The 20203-nt window shown below is 47.9% G+C and carries 22 protein-coding genes; 2 read left to right on the top strand and 20 right to left on the bottom strand.

What is annotated here, in order from left to right:
* The 8 genes from AB4124_RS22755 to metH all read right to left on the bottom strand — a co-directional run bounded on the left by AB4124_RS22755 (nt 1) and on the right by metH (nt 8803).
* Nucleotides 1-774 (bottom strand): ABC transporter ATP-binding protein, encoded by a 774-nt coding sequence (locus AB4124_RS22755; protein WP_441974267.1) that lies wholly within the window; start codon nt 772-774, stop codon nt 1-3.
* Nucleotides 771-1118, bottom strand: a complete 348-nt coding sequence (locus AB4124_RS22750; RefSeq protein ID WP_098743275.1) for a thioredoxin family protein — start codon at nt 1116-1118, stop codon at nt 771-773. Before AB4124_RS22750 ends, AB4124_RS22755 begins: the two co-directional genes overlap by 4 nt.
* The gene (locus AB4124_RS22745) at nt 1115-1453 is read right to left on the bottom strand and encodes a cyclic-phosphate processing receiver domain-containing protein (RefSeq protein ID WP_441974266.1); all 339 of its coding nucleotides are present in this window, start codon (nt 1451-1453) and stop codon (nt 1115-1117) included. Before AB4124_RS22745 ends, AB4124_RS22750 begins: the two co-directional genes overlap by 4 nt.
* 17 nt (nt 1454-1470) lie before the next feature.
* Nucleotides 1471-2319: a deoxyribonuclease IV gene (locus AB4124_RS22740; protein ID WP_441974265.1), complete on the bottom strand. Its 849-nt coding sequence runs from the start codon at nt 2317-2319 to the stop codon at nt 1471-1473.
* On the bottom strand, nt 2309-3127 hold the full coding sequence (mutM, locus tag AB4124_RS22735; RefSeq protein WP_076321153.1) for a DNA-formamidopyrimidine glycosylase: 819 nt from the start codon (nt 3125-3127) through the stop codon (nt 2309-2311). Before mutM ends, AB4124_RS22740 begins: the two co-directional genes overlap by 11 nt.
* Nucleotides 3128-3178: 51 nt before the next feature.
* On the bottom strand, nt 3179-3973 hold the full coding sequence (locus AB4124_RS22730; RefSeq protein WP_441974264.1) for a TIGR01457 family HAD-type hydrolase: 795 nt from the start codon (nt 3971-3973) through the stop codon (nt 3179-3181).
* Between the two features lie 373 nt (nt 3974-4346).
* Nucleotides 4347-5276, bottom strand: a complete 930-nt coding sequence (gene rnz, locus AB4124_RS22725; RefSeq protein ID WP_441974263.1) for a ribonuclease Z — start codon at nt 5274-5276, stop codon at nt 4347-4349.
* Nucleotides 5277-5362: 86 nt separating this feature from the next.
* On the bottom strand, nt 5363-8803 hold the full coding sequence (metH, locus tag AB4124_RS22720) for a methionine synthase (RefSeq protein ID WP_441974262.1): 3441 nt from the start codon (nt 8801-8803) through the stop codon (nt 5363-5365).
* Between the two features lie 169 nt (nt 8804-8972).
* On the opposite strand from metH, the gene AB4124_RS22715 reads away from it, so the two are divergent.
* Nucleotides 8973-9509, top strand: a complete 537-nt coding sequence (locus AB4124_RS22715; protein ID WP_430130274.1) for an acireductone dioxygenase — start codon at nt 8973-8975, stop codon at nt 9507-9509.
* Nucleotides 9510-9600: 91 nt separating this feature from the next.
* On the opposite strand, the gene AB4124_RS22710 is transcribed toward AB4124_RS22715, so the two are convergent.
* The 5 genes from AB4124_RS22710 to AB4124_RS22690 form a co-directional block, all read right to left on the bottom strand.
* Nucleotides 9601-10005 (bottom strand): FixH family protein, encoded by a 405-nt coding sequence (locus AB4124_RS22710; protein ID WP_076321148.1) that lies wholly within the window; start codon nt 10003-10005, stop codon nt 9601-9603.
* 282 nt (nt 10006-10287) lie between these two features.
* Nucleotides 10288-11079: an HAD family hydrolase gene (locus AB4124_RS22705; protein ID WP_441974261.1), complete on the bottom strand. Its 792-nt coding sequence runs from the start codon at nt 11077-11079 to the stop codon at nt 10288-10290.
* A gap of 42 nt (nt 11080-11121) precedes the next feature.
* Entirely contained in the window at nt 11122-11646 is a 525-nt protein-coding gene (locus AB4124_RS22700; RefSeq protein WP_076321146.1) for a hypothetical protein, read from the bottom strand.
* A 160-nt stretch (nt 11647-11806) separates the two neighbouring features.
* Nucleotides 11807-12013, bottom strand: a complete 207-nt coding sequence (locus AB4124_RS22695; RefSeq protein WP_076321145.1) for a DUF896 domain-containing protein — start codon at nt 12011-12013, stop codon at nt 11807-11809.
* Between the two features lie 264 nt (nt 12014-12277).
* The gene (locus AB4124_RS22690; protein ID WP_076321339.1) at nt 12278-12646 is read right to left on the bottom strand and encodes a LysM peptidoglycan-binding domain-containing protein; all 369 of its coding nucleotides are present in this window, start codon (nt 12644-12646) and stop codon (nt 12278-12280) included.
* A 175-nt stretch (nt 12647-12821) separates the two neighbouring features.
* Here AB4124_RS22690 and lexA point away from each other — a divergent pair, with 175 nt between their 5' ends.
* Nucleotides 12822-13448: a transcriptional repressor LexA gene (lexA, locus tag AB4124_RS22685; RefSeq protein ID WP_076321144.1), complete on the top strand. Its 627-nt coding sequence runs from the start codon at nt 12822-12824 to the stop codon at nt 13446-13448.
* 94 nt (nt 13449-13542) lie between these two features.
* Here lexA and AB4124_RS22680 read toward each other — a convergent pair whose 3' ends face one another.
* The 7 genes from AB4124_RS22680 to hflX form a co-directional block, all read right to left on the bottom strand.
* Nucleotides 13543-14331: a hypothetical protein gene (locus AB4124_RS22680; RefSeq protein WP_441974260.1), complete on the bottom strand. Its 789-nt coding sequence runs from the start codon at nt 14329-14331 to the stop codon at nt 13543-13545.
* Nucleotides 14324-14869, bottom strand: coding sequence for an RNA polymerase sigma factor (locus AB4124_RS22675; protein WP_441974259.1), 546 nt, complete (start codon nt 14867-14869; stop codon nt 14324-14326). Before AB4124_RS22675 ends, AB4124_RS22680 begins: the two co-directional genes overlap by 8 nt.
* A 150-nt stretch (nt 14870-15019) precedes the next feature.
* Complete coding sequence (locus tag AB4124_RS22670; protein ID WP_441974258.1) at nt 15020-15430, bottom strand: hypothetical protein; 411 nt, start codon at nt 15428-15430, stop codon at nt 15020-15022.
* Nucleotides 15431-15586: 156 nt separating this feature from the next.
* The gene (gene glnA / locus AB4124_RS22665) at nt 15587-16915 is read right to left on the bottom strand and encodes a type I glutamate--ammonia ligase (protein ID WP_430106974.1); all 1329 of its coding nucleotides are present in this window, start codon (nt 16913-16915) and stop codon (nt 15587-15589) included.
* 61 nt (nt 16916-16976) lie between these two features.
* Complete coding sequence (locus AB4124_RS22660; RefSeq protein ID WP_076321140.1) at nt 16977-17387, bottom strand: MerR family transcriptional regulator; 411 nt, start codon at nt 17385-17387, stop codon at nt 16977-16979.
* A gap of 82 nt (nt 17388-17469) precedes the next feature.
* On the bottom strand, nt 17470-18723 hold the full coding sequence (locus AB4124_RS22655) for an aminotransferase class I/II-fold pyridoxal phosphate-dependent enzyme (RefSeq protein WP_430106972.1): 1254 nt from the start codon (nt 18721-18723) through the stop codon (nt 17470-17472).
* A 143-nt stretch (nt 18724-18866) separates the two neighbouring features.
* Entirely contained in the window at nt 18867-20159 is a 1293-nt protein-coding gene (hflX, locus tag AB4124_RS22650; RefSeq protein ID WP_430106970.1) for a GTPase HflX, read from the bottom strand.
* Nucleotides 20160-20203: the final 44 nt, after the last annotated feature.

Genomic DNA, 20203 nt, shown 5'->3' with positions numbered 1-20203 from the left:
TTAACCTCCAGAAATAACTTTGATCCAGGGACGTCCGCCATCCCATTCCAGCTGAGCGTCGATATCATAAGTTTGTTTGATAAGTACATGGTTTAATACTTCTTCTTTTGTTCCCGCACCCGTTAAGCGGCCGTCTTTCATGAGCGCCACATGAGTAAATAAAGGGACAATCTCCTCGATATGATGCGTGACGTACACAACCGTAATTTCGTGCTGCCTCAGGTTGTGAATCTCCTGCAGCATCTTCTCCCGTTCATACAAATCCAGGCCGGCACAAGGCTCATCCATAATCAGAATCTTCGGATCGGCCATGAGGGAGCGTGCCAACATCACCTTTTTCCGTTCACCTTGGGACAATGTCCCGAGAGGCTGCTCCGCCAGATGGCCGAAATTCATTTCGTTCAGCAGGGAATAGGCTTGATTCCTGGCCTCTTCCGGAATGTCCTGGTAGAAGCGCAGAAAGGCATACGCCCCTGTTGCCACAACCTCCCAGACTGGGTCGCTCAGGGTCAATTTCTCTAATAATGACTGGCTAATATAGCCAATGGACTTCCGGACCTCCCGAACGTCGCATTGTCCGTAAACATGACCCAGGACCTCAACACGCCCACGGGAAGGAAACATATATCCTGTCATCATTTCCAGCAGCGTCGTTTTGCCTGATCCGTTCCTGCCCAAAATAGCCCAGTTCTGTCCCGGCTTCATCTCGATACTAACATCATCCAGAATATGACGGCTCCCTCTGACGAGCGACACATGCTGTAACGAAATCACGGCCTCACACTCCTAACAAAACTTACGATATCCTGCACGGAACCCATCCGGTACAGCACCTCCGGCGCGGCGAGGGGACTCGACTGAATAGCCAGCAATGCAGGAACGCTGCGAATTTGATACCGTTCCACAATGCCCGGTAGAAAGTTAACATCGGCTTCGAGCAGCTGTACATCCGGCACCACATGTTCCACAATGTCGATCATCTTACGCGCAGCGGCACATGTGCCGCATAATGGCGTATGTAAAAATACGATGACAGGCTCCGCATTCGCATCTCGTTTCGTCAGGCGCTCGTGCCATTCAAGCCTCTCTGTCAATTCACGCTGTGTAACCTCAATCATCTTGAACCCTGGGCGACTTCCCGCAGAACGGATTCCGGCATCGGCCCATTGTGAACCTGGACGCTTTCCGGCATGTGCTCATAGAGCAGCTCATACATTTTTCTTCTGCCCGACGGGCTTGAGGTATGCAAGTATATTTCCCTGGCCTGCAGGTTTTCGGCGATCATGGCTGCAACCACGTCGCCGCCGTTCATCTGGGCGTGCCCCAATTCAAAATCAAGCGACAGAACATCCACTTCGCATTCACGGAGCATCAACAAGCACTCTTCCCCGTTTCGAGCCAGCGCAAATCCTTTCGGATTGGGGCGCCAGTCGTCTAAATACAGATGAATCATTTTACTCTCTCCCTTAATCAGGACCAGGACAGCACCTTAGCGATGTCTTCCCGATGTGTGCCGTCAGCCCCTTTTTCACTTTCCAGAACAAATGCCTTGCCCGCAAGTTCCGGTGCCAGAACCAAACGCTTCAAGGCTTCTGTACCTATCATACCTTGTCCGATGCGGGCGTGGCGATCTTTTCTTGAACCGGCCCCATATTTCGAATCGTTCAGATGAACGGCAACGGTGGATTCCCAATAGGCTAGCTCCTTGCCTCTGGCAAGGAGCTCATCCGTATTCGAAATGTCCCAGCCTCCGGCAGCAAACAAGTGGCAGGTATCCAGGCAAAAGCCTATTTTTTCCGGATCATCAGCAAGCTGTCTAACCTTTACACTCTCTTCAAGCGTCATCCCCATGGACCCATGGTCTCCCGCCTGATTCTCGATCAGCAGCTTGGCCCTTCCCGTCCAGGAAGCCAACACATCATTCAAACAGCGAATAATATTCTGATACCCTTCAAGGATATCCTGGCTCTTGAGATGCCCAAAATGAACCACAATACCCAGCGATCCGCAAGCCTCGGCAATCATGAGATCATTCTTAAGGGAATCTACGGTCAACTGGTAAAACTCTTCTCCCCGCGTTAAGCCAACCGCCATATTCGTCGGATATGGTGTGTGCGCGATCGAAACGAGTCCTTGTTCCTGACAAAACTTTGAGCATGCGGCGGCATTGCGGGCATCCGGCGTCTTCAAATGAAGACTGCGCGGATTTTTCGGGAAATACTGATAGGCGAGTGAACCGATGCCGGCTGCGTGCTGAGCTGCTGCGAGAAATCCGCCTCGTGTGCTGACATGACTTCCAATCCGGACTTTAGACTTCATGCTGACAATTTGGACAAAAGAACACTTTGCGCGAGGTATGCTCCGCCTTCACGATCGGCGTGCCACAGCGAACACAGGGCTCTCCTTCGCGATCGTAAACTTTACACTCGTCGTTATAAGCTCCCGTCAGAGTATCCCCTTCCTGAAACGGCATTTCCATATATCCGCCGCCATCCGTCGCCTCGTGCATCACTTTAACGGCACTCTCGTATAACTGCTCTAAAGACTGCTCCGATAAATCCTGAATTTTGGACAGCGGGTGAATGTGAGCATCAAAGGCAATCTCATCCGCATAACAGTTGCCAATTCCGGCGACAACCTGCTGATTAACCAGCGTTGTTTTTAAAGCGCCCCGCCGTTTTCCAATCCGTTCAACGAAGCGCGCTTTGGTCATTCGCCGATCCAGAAGTTCAGGACCAAGCTCTTTAAGCGCATTTTCCGTTTCTCTGGCTGTTAAGAAATGCAAGTAACCCAGACGCAAACCGATAAAATACAGCACCTGTTCACCAAATGTGATCTCGACCTGGGTCGACCTTGAGGGACGCTCCTCATCCCTATGCCCTAAATACAAAATGCCGCCCAGCATGAGGTGAAGCAGCAATCTGCCTCCGTTATGCAGATGGAATATGAGGTGTTTGCCTCTGCGCTCCACAAAAATGACCTTGCTTCCCTTTAACTCGGAAGTAAACTCGTCAACCGTCACATTCAGTGATTTTTCACGGTTCACGACAACATTCGTGATCGGCACATTCAAAATGCTCTGCGATAACAATCTTCGGTAATTTTCCATTTCCGGCAGTTCCGGCATCATTCATCTTCCCTTTCGTCAATCACAAAAGTTAATGTACACTTTCGCTCATTATGAGCACAGCAGGTTTATCACTTCGCTCAAATCTCGGCAAATAAAGTCCGGTGTGACACCCGTGGCTTCCATATGTGTCTCCATATTCAGATCGGTCGTGATTCCGGTCATAACGAGCACCGTCTTACAGCCGGCATGCGCGCCGGCCGCGATATCCGTACGTATATTATCTCCAATTACATAAGTGTCCTCCGGAGCCAAACCGAGACGATCCGAAGCAAATTCCATTAAAATCGAGGACGGCTTTCCGATGACCGTCGGTTTCACTCCGGAAGCGGCTTCGATCGCAGCACCCAGCGAACCTGCACCTGGCATCAAGCCGGTATCTGATGGAAGCTGCAAATCCGGATTGGTCAATATCGACACGGCTCCCTCCTGAATCCAGCGAACGGCACGGGTTAACTTCTCGTAATCGAACGAACGGTCGATTCCTTGAATCACGTATTTAGGGGACTGCTCCACGATATTTAGACCCGCAGACAAGAGGGCTTCACGGAGCCCCACTTCTCCCAGCATCGCCACTTTGGCACCCGGTGACTTCTCCGCGATATATTTTGCTGCAGCCAAGGAAGAGGTGCAGACTTCCTCCGGCAAGGCAGGTATCCCCAACTCCATCAGATGCGCCGCAACCTGCTCGGGTGTTCGTGATGAATTATTCGTTACATACAGAAACGGAATCTGCAATTCCTTCAGCCGTTCGATGAGAAGGTCTGCCCCCTCAATTCGATAACGGCCATGATAAAGCGTTCCATCCAGGTCAATCAGTAATCCTTTTGGTTTTGGTTTTTCCATGAATTGATAGCACCTTCTTTATTTCTTTCCTTCACGCCATAAATGATTCATCGGCTAAAGTATGAGCTTTCTCGGCATCGCTGTGATCGTCATTCATCGTCATATATCGGTATAATATGTATAACCTCGGTTCATACACTACCCTGAAGCATACTTACGTAGAAACTCCAGTTAGTATTATTGTAAAGAAGGCTACTTCCGGTTGCAAGGCTCATGGCTAGTACTTCAGCCCGGTAGCTAATCAGTCGAAAGAAATCGAAGAGTGTCCAAGCATTAGTGATTATCAACCGGTTTGTCATTTCCTGCGCTTTCCCGGAAAATAATTCACTCCATCACTCGATATTTCCCTGTAAATAGCAGCAGCTCTATTGGCTTATGATTTGCGCTGGATTGGGTATAATCCGAAATCCTCTGCCAAGCGTGTATTCTCAAAAATCTCCTGCGCTTCCTTGAGCAGCGGCTGCAAATGCTCCATATCCTTATACCGGGAGCTAAAATGGGTCAGGAACAGCGTTCTTACTCCAGCCCGTTTCGCTGCTCCCGCCGCCTGTTTAGCCGTACTGTGATAGTATTCGTGCGCGAGCTCCGACAGATCCTCCATGAAAGTGGCTTCATGGACCAAAAGATCGGCGTCTTTGGCCAGAGTCTCCACTCCAGGGCATGGCCTTGTATCCCCGAGGATCGTAACCACTCTCCCTTTTTTCGGTGTCAGGAGCACCTCAGAGGCATGAAGCCATCGGCCGTCGCCGAGTTCTACGCTTTCCCCTCTTTTCAGTTTGCCATAAAGCGGCCCTGGCTTAAGTCCATAGTCCGCCAACCGTTTCAGGTCCAGGCTGCCGGGAAGATCCTTCTCCACGATACGGTAGCCATAACTCTCGGCCCTGTGATCCAGCTTTGCCGATTCCACGAGGAAGTTATCGTCCTCAAACAGCACGCCTCCGGTATGTTCAATGACCTCCATCGTATAAGGAACGCGCGATTGGCTAATATTCAGCGTAGTTTCAATGAAGGTCTTAATACCAGGGGGACCATATATCGTCAGGGGTGAAGTTACCCCTTGGGCACCACGACTGGACAGCAAACCCGGTAAACCGAATACATGATCACCATGCATATGGGTGATGAATACCTTTTCAAGCTTGGACAGCTTGAGCGGGGACTTCAATATTTGATGCTGCGTACCTTCTCCACAATCAAACAGCCACAGACTTCTTCGTTCTTCCAGCATACGCAGTGCAATCGAGGTTACGTTACGCTGCAGCGTAGGAACCCCCGCATTTGTTCCTAGAAAATAGAGTTCCATCCCTCTTCTCCCCTTTCGGTTGAAAACCGGAGAAATCCCCCGAAACATTCGGAGGATTTCAAACCGGCTTTACCGGTATTCAAATGTTAAGCTTTATCTACGTTAAAATAATGAGCTTCCGGATGACTGAACACCATGGCGGATACCGATGCCTCAGGTTCCATCATGAAACCTTCGGTCAGATGAACGCCAATATCTTCTGGCAGCATCAATTTAAATAACGGTTCCTGATCCTCCAGATCCGGGCATGCCGGATACCCGAAAGATACGCGAATGCCTTGGTATCTCGCACCCAAGCGCTGTTTCATCGTCATGTCTGCCGGATCGGGGTATCCCCACGAGTCCCGCATCATATGGTGAATCCGCTCCGCCAGCCCTTCTGCCGTTTCCAGTGCGACCGATTGAAGTGCGTGGGAGCGCAAATAGTTACCCTTGTCCTTCCATTCCCCGGACAATTTTCCGACGCCGTGGCCGGCTGTAACGACAAGGAATCCAACGTAATCCATAATCCCGCTATCTACGGATTTCAGGAAATCCGCCAAGCACAGGTACGGCTCAACCTGCTGTCTTGGAAACGTAAAGGTATGTAATACTTTTGTTGTATCTTTTGGATCGTATATTAGAATATCATTTCCTCTTGACTGTGCCGGGAAGAAACGGTACATTGCATGCGCCTGTATGATCCCCGATTGAACGGCCTCTTCCAGAATACCATCAACGGTTTCCTTAAGCGATACCGCCTTCGGGTCATTGGCTTTCAGCAGCTGTTCCACTGAGCCTTTCAGGCCTAAATGATGTCCTAACAGCATCTGCATGTTGATATAAGGCAGAATGTGCGAAATCGGATAATTCCGGAGCACATGCCGCTCCATATCCGGCGGTAAATATACAGGAGCATCGGTCGAAATTTTGGATCGCAGTCCTTCTGACAGCTTCGGCATCACTTTAACCACTTGCGGAGCGGCAGCATCAGCTTCCTGCTCTGCCTTAATCTCTTCCGCTATTCTCGTCCGCTGCACCGGATCGCTGAGCTGGTTGGCCAACGCAAGACCATCCATGGCGTCCTTGGCATAGAGCACCATGCCGTCATACTCGGGACGAATGCGGGTCTTCGTGAATTTCCGTGTCAGAGCCGCCCCCCCTACCATGATCGGAACGCTAATGCCTGCGTTTTTCAAATCCTGGGCGGTGGATACCATCTGTTGGGCTGACTTCACCAGCAAACCGGACAAGCCGATAGCATCAGGCTGCTCACGGCGGTATGCCTCGATAATTTGCTCCGGTGGTACTTTTATACCCAAATTTATGATTTGATAACCATTGTTGGACAAGATGATCTCCACCAGATTTTTACCGATATCGTGCACGTCCCCCTTCACGGTGGCAAGCATGATTTTCCCTTTGACCGACGTCTCGTTTTTCTCCATAAAGGATTCCAGATACGCTACGGATGCCTTCATTACTTCGGCACTTTGCAGCACCTCCGCGACAATCAGTTCATTGTTGTTGAACAAACGTCCAACCTCGGTCATCCCGGCCATCAGTGGTCCATTAATGATCTCGAGCGCGCCGTATTTGGTCAATGCTATATCTAAGTCCGGAACGAGGCCTTCCTTAGAACCTTCCACTACATAGGATGCAAGTCGCTCCTCGAGTGTCAGATTGGATACCTTAACCTTCTTCTCTATCTTTTTATCTCGGAATGCCGCGACAAAAGCCGCCAACGTCTCATCATTGGTTCTGTATATCAGATCCTCGGCTAGGCGACGCTCTTCTTCTGGGATCGAGGCATAACGCTCCAGCTTCTCGGTATTCACGATCGCGTAGTCCAATCCGGCTTTTGTGCACTCGTACAGATACACGGAGTTCAGGACTTCACGGCCCGCTTCCGGCAATCCGAAGGAAACGTTACTGATTCCGAGAATCGTATGCACTTTTGGCATGGCTTCTTTTATTATTCGGATGCCTTCAATCGTTTCCTTGGCTGATCCGATATACTGCTCGTCCCCTGTACCTACCGGGAATACAAGCGTGTCGAAAATAATGTCCTCCGGCGAAACACCATATTTGTTGACCAACAGATCATAAGAACGCTGGGCCACCTTCAGCTTGTCGTCACGATGGATCGCCTGACCGGTCTCATCAATGGTTCCTACGACAACCGCGGCACCGTATTTATGCACCAACGGGATCACAAGCTCAAATTTCTCTTCACCGTCTTCAAGGTTAATCGAGTTAATAATCGCTTTCCCTTGCGAATATTGCAGCGCCAGGTCAATAACGGCCGGATCCGTGGTATCGATCATGAGCGGCACTTTAACCTTTTTAACTACTAGCTCCAGGAACTTAATCATATCTTCCGATTCTTCACGATCCGGATCCTGTACGCAAACATCAATGACATGCGCACCATTCTTGACCTGGGCACGAGCGATCTCGGAGGCTTCCTCATATTTACCTTCTACAATTAAACGCTTAAACTTTCTGGAACCCAGAACATTCGTTCTCTCCCCTACCATATACGGTCGGTTTTCCTGCTCGATATATACCGGCTCGATACCGGATAATGCCGGCAAATGCCCACCATCCAGCGGTCGCGGGGAGAAGCCATCCATCGTTTGTTTTAAAGCGCGAATATGGTCGGGTGTTGTCCCACAGCATCCGCCGGCGATGTTGAGCCAGCCTTTTTCAGCAAAAGCCCCCATCTTTTGAGCCAACGATTCAGGGGATTCATGGTACTGCCCGTTCTCGTCCGGGAGACCCGCGTTAGGATAACAGCTGATGGCACTTCTCGACATTTCGGATAAGGAGCGAATATGGTCACGCATGAATTCCGGGCCCGTTGCACAGTTAAGGCCAATCGATACGGGATTCAGATGTTCCAAAGAGATGTAGAATGCTTCTATATTTTGTCCGGCCAGCGTCGTTCCCATCGGTTCAATCGTACCGGATATCATAATTGGAAGCGTGACGCCCGTTTTATCAAACGCTTGGCGAATCCCAATGCTCCCGGCCTTCACATTTAATGTATCCTGCGATGTTTCGAGCAGAAGCGCATCAACCCCGCCTTCAATCAAAGCAACGGCTTGCTCCTCGTAGCTCTCGATCAATTCGGCAAAGGTCACACCACCGGTAACCGATAACGTCTTGGTTGTCGGACCCATGGCTCCTACCACATAGCGTGGGTTGTCCGGCGTGGAATATTTTTCAACCGCTGCGCGGGCCAAGTGAGCCGCTTTCAGGTTGATTTCCCGGGCAAGCTCAGGAATATCGTATTCAGCAAGCACAACGGAGGTTGCGCCAAACGTATTGGTTTCAATCAGGTCGGCACCTGCTTCAAGATATTGTTCATGTATTTTTTGAATGACATCCGGTCGATGAATGACCAACATTTCATTACAGCCATCAAGGTCCGGGCCGCCAAAATCTTCAGCTGAGAGGTCCTCCTGCTGGATCATTGTGCCCATGGCACCATCAAGAATTAATATTCGTTCTTTAAGTATTTCTTGTAAGCTAGGCTTGTTCAACTCATAAACCTCCCCCGAAAACGTTAAATCTTAGTGTATCAGAATATTTTTCAATAGAAAAGCCGAAATATTGCGTTGCAATGGGTACAAATCAACATTTGCAGATGACAAATGCTGTGAGGGGGGCTATAATACATATTAATCCAACGGGAGAAAGAGGGTTAAAGAAATGGCAGAGATTGTGATTCGCAACACGAACGAACGCATTACTGGAGAAGATAATGTTCGGGAATTCCTGAGTAACCAAGAGGTTGTTTACGAGCACTGGAATATGGAAAAACTCCCGGCAGCGCTTCAAGAAAATTTCAAGCTTAGTGATGACGATAAGAAGCGCATTTTGGACATCTATGATGAAGAAATTCGTGACTTGGCTGCAAGACGCGGCTACAAAATTTGGGATGTCATCACACTTTCCGAATCTACACCCAATATCGAGGACCTGCTGAAGAAATTCGAAGAGGTTCACACCCACGCGGAAGATGAAATCCGTGCGATTGTCGGCGGTAAAGGAATCTTCATTATTAAGGGCTCCGACGATGTCGGTTACTTTAATGTTGAGCTTGAGCCAGGCGATGTCATTTCCGTACCGGAAAATACACCTCACTTCTTCACATTGATGGAGAACAAGCAGATCATCGCTGTTCGTCTTTTCATTGAAGAGAACGGCTGGGTTGCTACACCGGTAGAAGATCCTCAATTCCAATAAGCCTGCGGGCAGATTGAATAGGAAAACGAAATAAGGCAGCGCATCGATCCGCCTTGCGGACCATGTGCTGCCTTATTTATTTTGCGATGTGTTACTCCGTTACTTTCAGTTCCTTCAACGGCATGGAATGCTGTCCTCTCGCCGTGACATGGGAAACGATACGATAGGTTCCAGCCTCATCGAAGGTTTTCTCCATTTTGTAAACCCCGTCCTGATCATGCTTAACCGGGACCTTTGCCTGAACGCCTCCGCCTTCCAGCGTCACTTCAAATTCCACATTGTTCGCATCTTCGACCGGACTGCCTGCTTGCGTCACCTTCGCTTCGATCAGCACCTTCTCACCAGCCTTAATACTCTCCGGCGTCAGAGACAGCTCGACTATGATGGGTTCCGCCATCACATCTTCTCCGGATTCCGCTTTGCTGTCATTACATGCGGCAAGCGCAACCGCCATCAGCACCATGGCTGCAAGTAAGGCTATCTTTTTTCGGGTCATTCTCTACACCTCTTTTACAGAATAGGGCTATGTATGGTTCATTCACGTAATGGTCATTACCAAACCTCGTTAAGTTACCTAAACCATTATATCGCATTATTCTTTTACTTCTATCTCATGCAGCTTACAATTGTGTGACGTTTATCATTGCCAAATGCACGGCTCAAGTCCATTTGTGTAACCAACAAAAAAACAGCCCATAACCGCAGAATCTGCTGTTAGGGCTGTTCCTATGTACGATTGCGGACCCATTATTCGGGTGTGAGTTCTTCATTGCGTAGTTTACAAGGATGCGACGATGGCATGCAGCTCCGATAAATGTTTGATCTCAAACTTCGGTTGAATGGACGGATCGTGAGGTCGGTTTACCCGATTGATCCAAACCGTATGCAGTCCTGCCGCATTCCCGCCTTTAATGTCTGTGGTCAGCTTATCTCCCACCATTACGGCCTGATCCGCCTCAACACCCAACAAATCCAGAGCATGCTGGAAGATGGAAACATCCGGCTTCCCTTTGCCAAAATCACCGGAGATGATGATATGATCAAAATAAGGAACCAGTTCTGGAACACCGTCCAGCTTCTCCTGCTGCAGATCCGGACTTCCGTTCGTGAGAAGCAGCAGCTTTACATTTCCCTGTAATTCCTTCAGAACTTCAAACGTTTCTTCATATACATAGGGTCTAGTTCTGCGTCCAGCAGCGAATTGTGCAGCCAACGTTTCGGCCAATGTTTCACTATCAACGCCTAGGCGCTGAAGTCCGCGTCGCCATGATTCCTTGCGGTATACGGGTGCCAGCTCCTGCAGCTTTCTGAATTCAGGCTGCGATCCAGCCGTGAAGTTAGCCCACAAGCCTTCGAAAGGGTTAATTCCGATCATTTTGGTAAAAGCAAAGGTATCATATGATTCATATAATGCTCTCGCTTCTTCCCGTACTGCGGCCAACAGTGCTTTGGCATCAATGCCGGTCTCGTTCGCTCCGGCCTGGCATGTCACTTCAAACGCTTCTTCCACACTACGTTCATCCCACAATAACGTGTCGTCCAAATCAAACAAAACCGCAGCTATCGGCATGTCTCTCCCACTCCTCATATACACTGTGATCTATTCTATTTGTTAATTATGCTCTACTGGAATTTGATGAGTTTTTGCGAACTCTTCTAATCTTTCGCCCATCGCTTTCGTATCATAAAGATTCATCATACGCGAGAATACCCAGTTGCCTGCTTTCCCCTTACCCTGGATCACGACGGAACCCGAAGCCAATTTGATCTTCTCGATATCCGATACAGCCAGTCGACGTTCCCGATTGAACTTCATGGTGGATACGGAAGCACGCTCAATCTTCAAATAAGGCTTGCGTAAGAAAATCATAAGCGCTAACAGAATGTACAAGCTGACACCTACCCAGTTCAGTACATCGTTGCTTCCACCTGCAGCCTCGGACGTCGCCGTTCCAAGAAGTGCATACACACCAGCCAATGCAACAAGCACTAACGGAAGTACATATTTACGTCCCTTAAATACATCATGCTTATCAGTAACTGCAGAGCCTTGGTACGAGGTCAGCCCCTGCTTCTTACGCTGCTTGTTGAGCTGTGACATATTTTTGTTGACTTTTCTTTCCCATGATCGTGACATATGGTTCCCCCTGGATTAAATTTCAATATATTACCAATCCATATAAACTTGGGGTAACCGTATTCGATTCCCCCGAATAATCGGCACCCCAAGTATTATAATTCTATCCTACTATCTGGTCATGAATCACTGGTTGTAGATCCATGTTCCAGTTGATCGACTAATGCTTTAATCGCGGGCCGCCTTTTTGTTCATTTTCATCAACCCATTCGATCGATTCCAGCTGTTGTCTAAAGTTACCACGAATATTGTTAAGGTATATTTCCCGAAGCTCTGCCCGTTCCTTGAGCTCTTCCGCGGTCAATCCCTCACTTTTCTGTTTTCTTGCTAGCACATTGATGCGTTCAACCAAAGTATCGATGTCCATGACTTCTCCTCCAATTCCAATATCATGTATAACTTAAACATGTGAAAAAGAGCTTGTCAAGGCAACTTGCACCCTTGCAAACTCTGATTAAGAACAAATATGAACATATGATGCCTATAAATGGGTCCTCTATGTTAAGAAATCAATAGATATCTATTCTAAACACGCGATACTGCGTGAAATCACTTCGTCAGGCAAACCTACAAATATGAAGCGAGAAATAGGGACATATATAAGGAAAGAGTTTCTCGTAGTGTCATCCCATTACCAGACCGGTAAAGACAACACCTCTCCTGCCTGTATATCCGGACCCTTCAATCCATTCATTCTTCGGATGCTATCCAGGTATACTCGCGTATCCATATCTGTCGGTTTATGAAGGGAAGCAATCCGCCACAAACTATCGCCATATTGAACAATAACCTGCTTCTCCCCCGTGGGTTTATCCATCCCCCCGGCAAAAACGGAATATGCCCCTGTCCAACAGGATGCTACGATTAACAGAACGAATAAAAGCTTTATAAAAGGAATGGATGCCATTCTCGACTTCAATTGATCGATCCAAGTCTCCGAGGACTTCGTTTGCACTGGAACGTTCTCATAAATGCTACGGTATGTACTGTATTTCAACATGGAATCATCATCTCCCAAACAAGTGTTCTCTTATGGATTTATATTAACACGAACACTTGTTTGATTCAATACCAAAAAGAACATTTGTTCTATTTTTATTTAGAACTTATGTTTGTACGAACGGAAGTTCTATGTTATAATTTTCCCAAACGTTACTAAATGGGGTTGATACGGCATGTCGAAAATATCCAGCCGCCAGCTGGCGATCTTAGAGTTTATCCGCAACGAAGTTCGTAGCAAGGGTTACCCGCCTTCTGTCCGGGAAATCGGCGAGGCTGTCGGACTAGCTTCCAGTTCAACGGTCCATGGACATCTTGACCGCTTGGAGAAGAAAGGCCTCATTCGCCGTGACCCTACGAAACCAAGAGCAATCGAACTGCTTGGCCAAGAAGAGTCCGAAAGCGCAAGCCTGTTTACTCACACCATTGCCAGAGTGCCTGTTGTCGGAAAAGTCACTGCAGGTGTTCCTATTACAGCCATGGAGAACATTGAGGATTACTTCCCACTCCCACAGCATTATGTAGGCGACGATAAGGTGTTCATGTTGTCGGTTATTGGTGACAGTATGATCGAAGCCGGCATTCACAGCGGCGACTATGTCATTGTTCGCCAGCAGCAAACAGCAGACAATGGCGACATTGTCGTAGCGATGACAGAGGAAGACGAAGCAACTGTGAAGACCTTCTATAAGGAGAAGGATCATGTACGATTGCAACCGGAGAATCCTACCTACGAGCCACTGCGCCTGAACCATGTTACGATTCTCGGTAAAGTAATCGGACTCTTCCGGGATGTCCACTAATTTCATATATTTATCTATGAAGAATAGGTTACCTCCCTTAATTGGATGGTAACCTCTTTGCTTTTTCTATATAGATCACGAAGCTGTATCATAGCTAGTTTGCCTGCTCCATAATGCCTTGTTTAAGATCTAGTCGATACATCCGTTTGGGTTTATAATCCGGCGAACCTTCCCCACCCGGCCCCTCCGTGGATTGCAGAACAAGCTTATTGTCTTTTACCATGGGAGTAGTACCTGGTCTATAATATGAAAAGTAGGATACCAAGGATTTATCCTGAAATCGGAGCTGGACGGCTTTACCCGTTTCATGCCCCACTGCGAACGCATAGATTTGTATACCATGACAGTCCCTATATTGCGGTGCGAGTATAAATACATCGGCAGCTTGAAACGGCAGGCGAATCATATCAACCGGAGCAGATGTTGGTTGAATAAAAGTAAGATCCCCCAGCGTAGTTACTTCATTTGTAACTTGGTTAGTACTATACTGTACGCTGTAGTTTCCGGTAAACGATATATCCGTTTCGATACCGAAGCAGCTCGGTGCTCCCAATGTCGTTATTTTTTCCTGTCCAACTGCAATAACCCTTAACCTTCCTTCATCCGTTACGCCTTGTGCCCGGATTGTCTCTTCCGTACCAGGAGGTAAAGTCCCTGCTCTCTGTTGTTCCTCTCTGCCAAAAGGTAATTGAAAGGCAATTAAAATAATCAGAAGCATTAACCCTCCAGCAAATCCAACTTGTAAGTGCTTTCGACGTTTAGGCTTGCTGTCGGTGAAAATCACGGACCTATGCACGTTTTTTTTCATTTCAGATGTGAACTTTTCATCTGAAAAGGGAGCTTTTTTAGCCCGGGAATACCAGTCTGGTTTATCCTCATTCATCGCCATTCTCCTTCAACAGGTTCTGTACTTTTTTCCTTGCCCGATACAGTCTTGATTTTACGGTACCCGCCGCTAGGTTAAGGAACTCCGCAATCTGATTTATTGACATCTCATAGTAAATATCCAGGATCAACACCTCCCTGAACTTCCTGGGTAAGGTCATAATCATGGCCCATATTTCATTGGTATACTGCCCATCCAAATACTCTGCTTCCGCCGAGCGGCTTGAGGCATCTATGAGCAGCTTGTCCTTAAGGGTCACTTTCCGAAAGAAAAAAGTCTGTTTATATCGATACGCGGTATGTCTTGTAATTGTAAGCAGCCACGTTTTTAGCGTCGCCCGACCGCGAAAGGTATGTATGCCAAAATAAGCTTTAATAAACACCTCTTGAGCAATATCGTCAGCCAGTGCTTGCTGTTTGGTCAGAAAATAAGCGTAATTCCAGATATCATTTCCGTATAAGTTCATGATTTTATCCAGTGTCTGTGTGTCCATCACCGTCATCTGCTTCAAGTATTCCAGCTCCAACCGATTCACCTCGTCTAATTAGAGTCATGGAAGTGAGTAAAAGTTCCCTTTTTTCGAAAAATAAAAAAAGAATCTTCCCTTTTATGGAGGGCGATTCTGTATTGGCTGCATTCCTGAACGGTTCTCCAAATTCACAAACCAAATCTATTGCCATTGCTACTAAACTAACGGAGACTCATCCCAGGCCTGTTTAAATTGAGAACCAAATCTTCGAATGGATTCTATGTCGGCGGTTAACTGAAAATCCTGTTCCGATCCGTAAAAATGCAACTGATAGATTCCTTCTTGTTCCTTTGGCTCCCAGCTCAGCTGGTATAAATGTTTTTCGAAAGACATAAATAAACCATCTAATTTAAAACCATTTAAATACTCAAGCGGAAATTCAGCAGTTACCGAAATATAATTCCGGATTGTCAAATTCGTCCACCCAAAATTCAAATCATAAATGATTCGGTTAGCCTGAAAAAACTTAAAATTGATCTGGCATCCTTCATCCTCACCAGGAATACGAGATATAAACGCGAACACTGCCTGAGTTCCCTTCTCTTCATGGTCACTTAGAGTTGCCATTTACGGGCCTCCTTCGTTGTTCCACTTACCACAGCAGCATTTCCCCTACTCCACTAACTTTATATGAAACCTGACTAATATTCCATATGCCTGTTTGATCATATTCATTGGAAAAACAAAAACCCCTCACGCCTTACGGCGCAAGGGATTTCTCTATTAATACATGGTAATGTATTGATCGCGTTCCCACTGATGAACTTGCGTGCGGTACATGTCCCATTCGATTTCTTTCAGCTCGTAGAAGTGAGCCAGCGCATGATCCCCGAGCGCGTCGGAAATGACTTCGCTGCGAATCAACTCGTTAATGGCTTCTTTCAGGTTTGCCGGCAAGCTAGGGATGCCCTCCTCAATGCGCTCTTCTTCCGTCATCACATAGATGTTGCGGTCGATTGGAGACGGGAGCGACAGCTCGCGCTTCACGCCATCCAAACCTGCTTTCAGCATGACAGCCAAAGCCAGATACGGGTTAGCCGCCGGATCCGGGTTACGCACTTCAATACGCGTGCTAAGGCCACGGGATGCAGGAATTCGAATCATTGGGCTGCGGTTACTTGCAGACCATGCTACGTAGCAAGGTGCTTCGTAACCAGGCACGAGACGCTTGTACGAGTTCACCGTTGGGTTCGTGATCGCAGCAAACGCGCGTGCATGCTTAAGAATACCCGCCATATAGTTACGAGCCGTTACGCTCAAGCCAAGCTCATCACTCTCGTCGACAAACGCGTTCTCGCTTCCTTTGAAGAGCGATTGGTTACAGTGCATACCAGAGCCGTTCACGCCGAATAGCGGTTTTGGCATAAATGTTGCAATCAGTCCATGCTGACGAGCAATCGTCTTAACTACCAATTTAAATGTTTGAATCTGGTCAGCTGCTTTGATCGCATTGGCATACTTGAAGTCGATTTCGTGCTGGCCAGGAGCAACTTCATGGTGAGAAGCTTCGATTTCAAAGCCCATCTCTTCCAGTGTCAGTACGATATCGCGGCGGCAGTTCTCGCCAAGATCCGTAGGCGCAAGGTCAAAGTATCCGCCTTGGTCATTAAGCTCCAGGGTAGGGTTGCCTTTTTCATCGGTTTTGAACAGGAAGAATTCTGGTTCCGGACCGACATTCATAGAAGTGAAGCCCATCTCTTCAGCTTCTTTCAGCGCTCTCTTCAGAATGCCGCGCGGATCTCCTGCGAACTGAGTGCCGTCAGGCATGTAGACATCGCAGATCAAGCGTGCAACACGATCCTCGGATACCCATGGAAAGATCATAAAGGTATCCAGATCTGGGTACAGATACATATCGGATTCTTCAATACGTACATAACCTTCGATGGACGAACCGTCGAACATCATTTTATTATCAAGCGCTTTAGGCAGCTGGCTTACAGGAATCTCAACATTTTTAATCGTTCCAAGCAAATCTGTAAATTGCAAGCGGATAAATCGAACATTTTCTTCTTTGGCAATACGTAGAATGTCCTCTCTGGTATAACTCACTTTATCCTCTCCTTTTTAAATAAAAAACTAGAATTAATGAAGAATTACAGCATGGCAATCCTTATTTATTAAAAAACCGGGATAATTCCCCTTGAATCAATGAAACCTGACCCGGTCTTCTAGCGGTAATCAATTCCTGCTTCAGCAAACGTCGCAACTGGGACTCCGACATCTCACGGCGTCTGTTCTCGGTATCAGGAGTAATGACAGTAGCCTCTTCAGACTCTTTCGTGACAGGGTTCATTACCTGCTTAATGCCGGCGATATTAACACCTTTTTCAATCAAAGCCTTAATCTCTAGCAGTCGCTCCACATCATTGAAGGAAAACAGGCGTTGGTTGCCCGACGTACGGGCTGGGACAATTAAGTTATGCTGCTCATAATAGCGAATTTGTCTGGCGGATAAATCCGTAAGCTTCATAACAATGCCTATCGGAAATAATGCCATATTCCTCCGAATCTCATCACCCATATCTCATCAACCTTCCAAGTGGTCTATTCTGATCCTATTGTACATTTCCTGATCAACCACGTCAACCGCATGTAAGGATAACTCACAACAAATTACGATCTTTCATGCTTTGGAGGGCCATAAGCACACCATATTTAACATGAGAGTAGGTCAAGCCGCCTTGCATATACCCGATATAAGGTGATCGGATCGGCGCATCCGCGGATAATTCGAGGCTTCCTCCCTGGATGAACGTACCTGCCGCCATGATTACGGGATGTTCATATCCAGGCATATCCCAAGGCTCAGGCACCACATGACTGTCGACTGCCGCCGCCCGCTGAATCCCCTGTACAAAAGCGATCAGATGATCCGCTCCGGTAAACGATACGGCCTGAATCAAATCGGTCCGCTCATCCTCCCAGCCCGGCTTGGTTGTGAACCCCACTGCCTCAAACATCGCGGCGGCATAAATGCTGCCCTTGACCGCTTGTCCAACCGTGGATGGTGCCAGGAATAATCCCTGATAAATGCCTCTGGTCGTTCCCAGCATAGCCCCTACTTCACGTCCGATGCCGGGAGCAGTCAGCCGATAGGCTGCCTTATCCACATAGGCCGCTTTACCGCATATGTAACCGCCGGTTTCGGCAATGCCGCCGCCAGGGTTTTTGATAAGCGACCCCGCCATCAGATCAACGCCAACCTCCGTCGGTTCCAATCGCTCCGTAAACTCACCGTAACAGTTATCAACGAAAATAATCAAATCCGGGCGAATGGACCGAATCCGGTTTACCATGTCACCAATCTGGGATACCGTGAACGAAGAACGCCAATCATATCCACGGGAACGCTGGATACCAATAACCTTGGTTGAAGACGTGATTGCCTTCTCTACCCGCTCCCAATCGACTTCCCCTTGTTCTGTTAGCGCAACCTCCTGATAACCAATTCCAAAATCTCGAAGGGATCCGCTGCCGTCCCCGGGTTCGCCAATCACTTTATGGAGGGTGTCATAGGGACGACCCGAAATATACAACAGCTCATCTCCCGGTCTTAACACACCAAACAGTGCGGTTGAGATCGTATGGGTACCGGAAGCAAAATGCGGCCTGACCAGGGCAGATTCGGCTCCAAATACGTCTGCGTAGACTTCATCCAGCACTTCACGGCCGCGATCATTGTATGCATACCCGGTGGAAGCCGCAAAATGAAAATCACTCACCTGAAACTTCTGGAAAGCATCGATCACCTTCCACTGATTAAAATCAACGATATTATCGATCTCCCGTAAACGCTGTCCGATTTTGGACTCAATCTCACTGCTCAATTCAAGTATATCTTGCGAAAATCTTGCCATGACCAACTGCTCTCTCCTCTTTTACACATGATGTCTCACATCTTAACACATATTTTTATTTCATAGAACTCGCAATGCTTGAGCACCCTGAACACGCAATATAAGCCCCATACAGGGGCTTACACTACGATTCCTATTGGTACCTAAGATCCGTTCTGGACGTAATCATGGAGCAAGTACCCCATTTTCTCATAATCCGCTTTATTGATTCGCACCTCGTAGAGGATATCATTCTCATCAAAAGACTGCTCTAGCACGTCTCCGACACGGTATACAACCGAGTTCAGATCGCCGCGGTCTGCCGGAATCCGGAACGTCACGTTCCCTCCGGACAACTGGTCCTGAATCGCTTCACGAACCATTTCCAAATCCTGATCTTGATACGCACTAATCTTTAATTGACCATCCCCTGCAGGCAGCATCTCCAGCTGATCCGGTTCACATGCGTCCTTCTTGTTAAACAGAACGATCTGCGGTTTATCCGCCGCCCCCAGATCCTGAAGTATGGATTGAACGACAGCCATCTGTTCGTCCCGCATCGGGGAAGAAGCATCTACGACATGAAGAATCAGATCGGCTTCGTTGGCTTCTTCCAGCGTCGCACGGAACGCAGCTACCAGATCATGAGGAAGGTTCTGTATAAATCCAACGGTATCCGTTAGCACAACTTCCTTGCCGCTAGGCAGCTCCAACACACGCGAAGTGGGGTCCAGCGTAGCAAATAATTGATCTTGGATATAAACATCTGCGTCCGTTAACCGGTTTAACAATGTTGACTTGCCGGCATTGGTATAACCGACTAGAGCAACCTGTACGGCACCGCTCTTCTTCCGCCGCTCCCGATGGAGCGTACGATGCCGAGTAACTTCATCCAGCTGCCGCTTCAGGTCGCTGATTCTGTCACGAATATGCCGGCGGTCGGTTTCGAGTTTACTTTCCCCTGGTCCACGTGTCCCGATCCCCGCCCCGAGCCTGGACAGATTCTTACCATGTCCCGACAACCGCGGGAGCAAATAAGTAAGCTGTGCTAACTCCACCTGGATAATCCCCTCACGGGTCTTCGCACGTTGAGCGAAAATATCCAGTATCAATTGAGTACGGTCGATAATTTTCACATCGAGTGATTCTTCCAGATTTCGTACTTGTGCGCCGGATAATTCCTGATCAAATATGGCTGTTGTTGCGCCCAACCCATCAATCGCCATGCGCAGTTCTTCGACCTTCCCTTTGCCGATAAACCACTTGGAATCCGGAACTTCGCGATTCTGCGTAATGACATCCAGTACCTCCACTCCAGCGGTTTCAGCTAGCTGAACCAGCTCCTGCAGCGAGTGTTCCGGATTAATTCCTGTACGTTTAACTGCATCCGTCACCAAACTGACCAAAACGGCTTTATCTTCGATCTCTGTCCGGGTATCATGCGTTATATTTGTCATATAGCCAACTCCTCTATCATTACGTCTCCTAATTTAACTAACCG

This window comes from Paenibacillus sp. 2KB_20, from assembly GCF_052115765.1.
Classification (GTDB): domain Bacteria; phylum Bacillota; class Bacilli; order Paenibacillales; family Paenibacillaceae; genus Paenibacillus_AQ.
The sequence above is the reverse complement of the archived record's forward strand: the minus strand, read 5'-3'. Positions and strand labels throughout refer to the sequence as shown.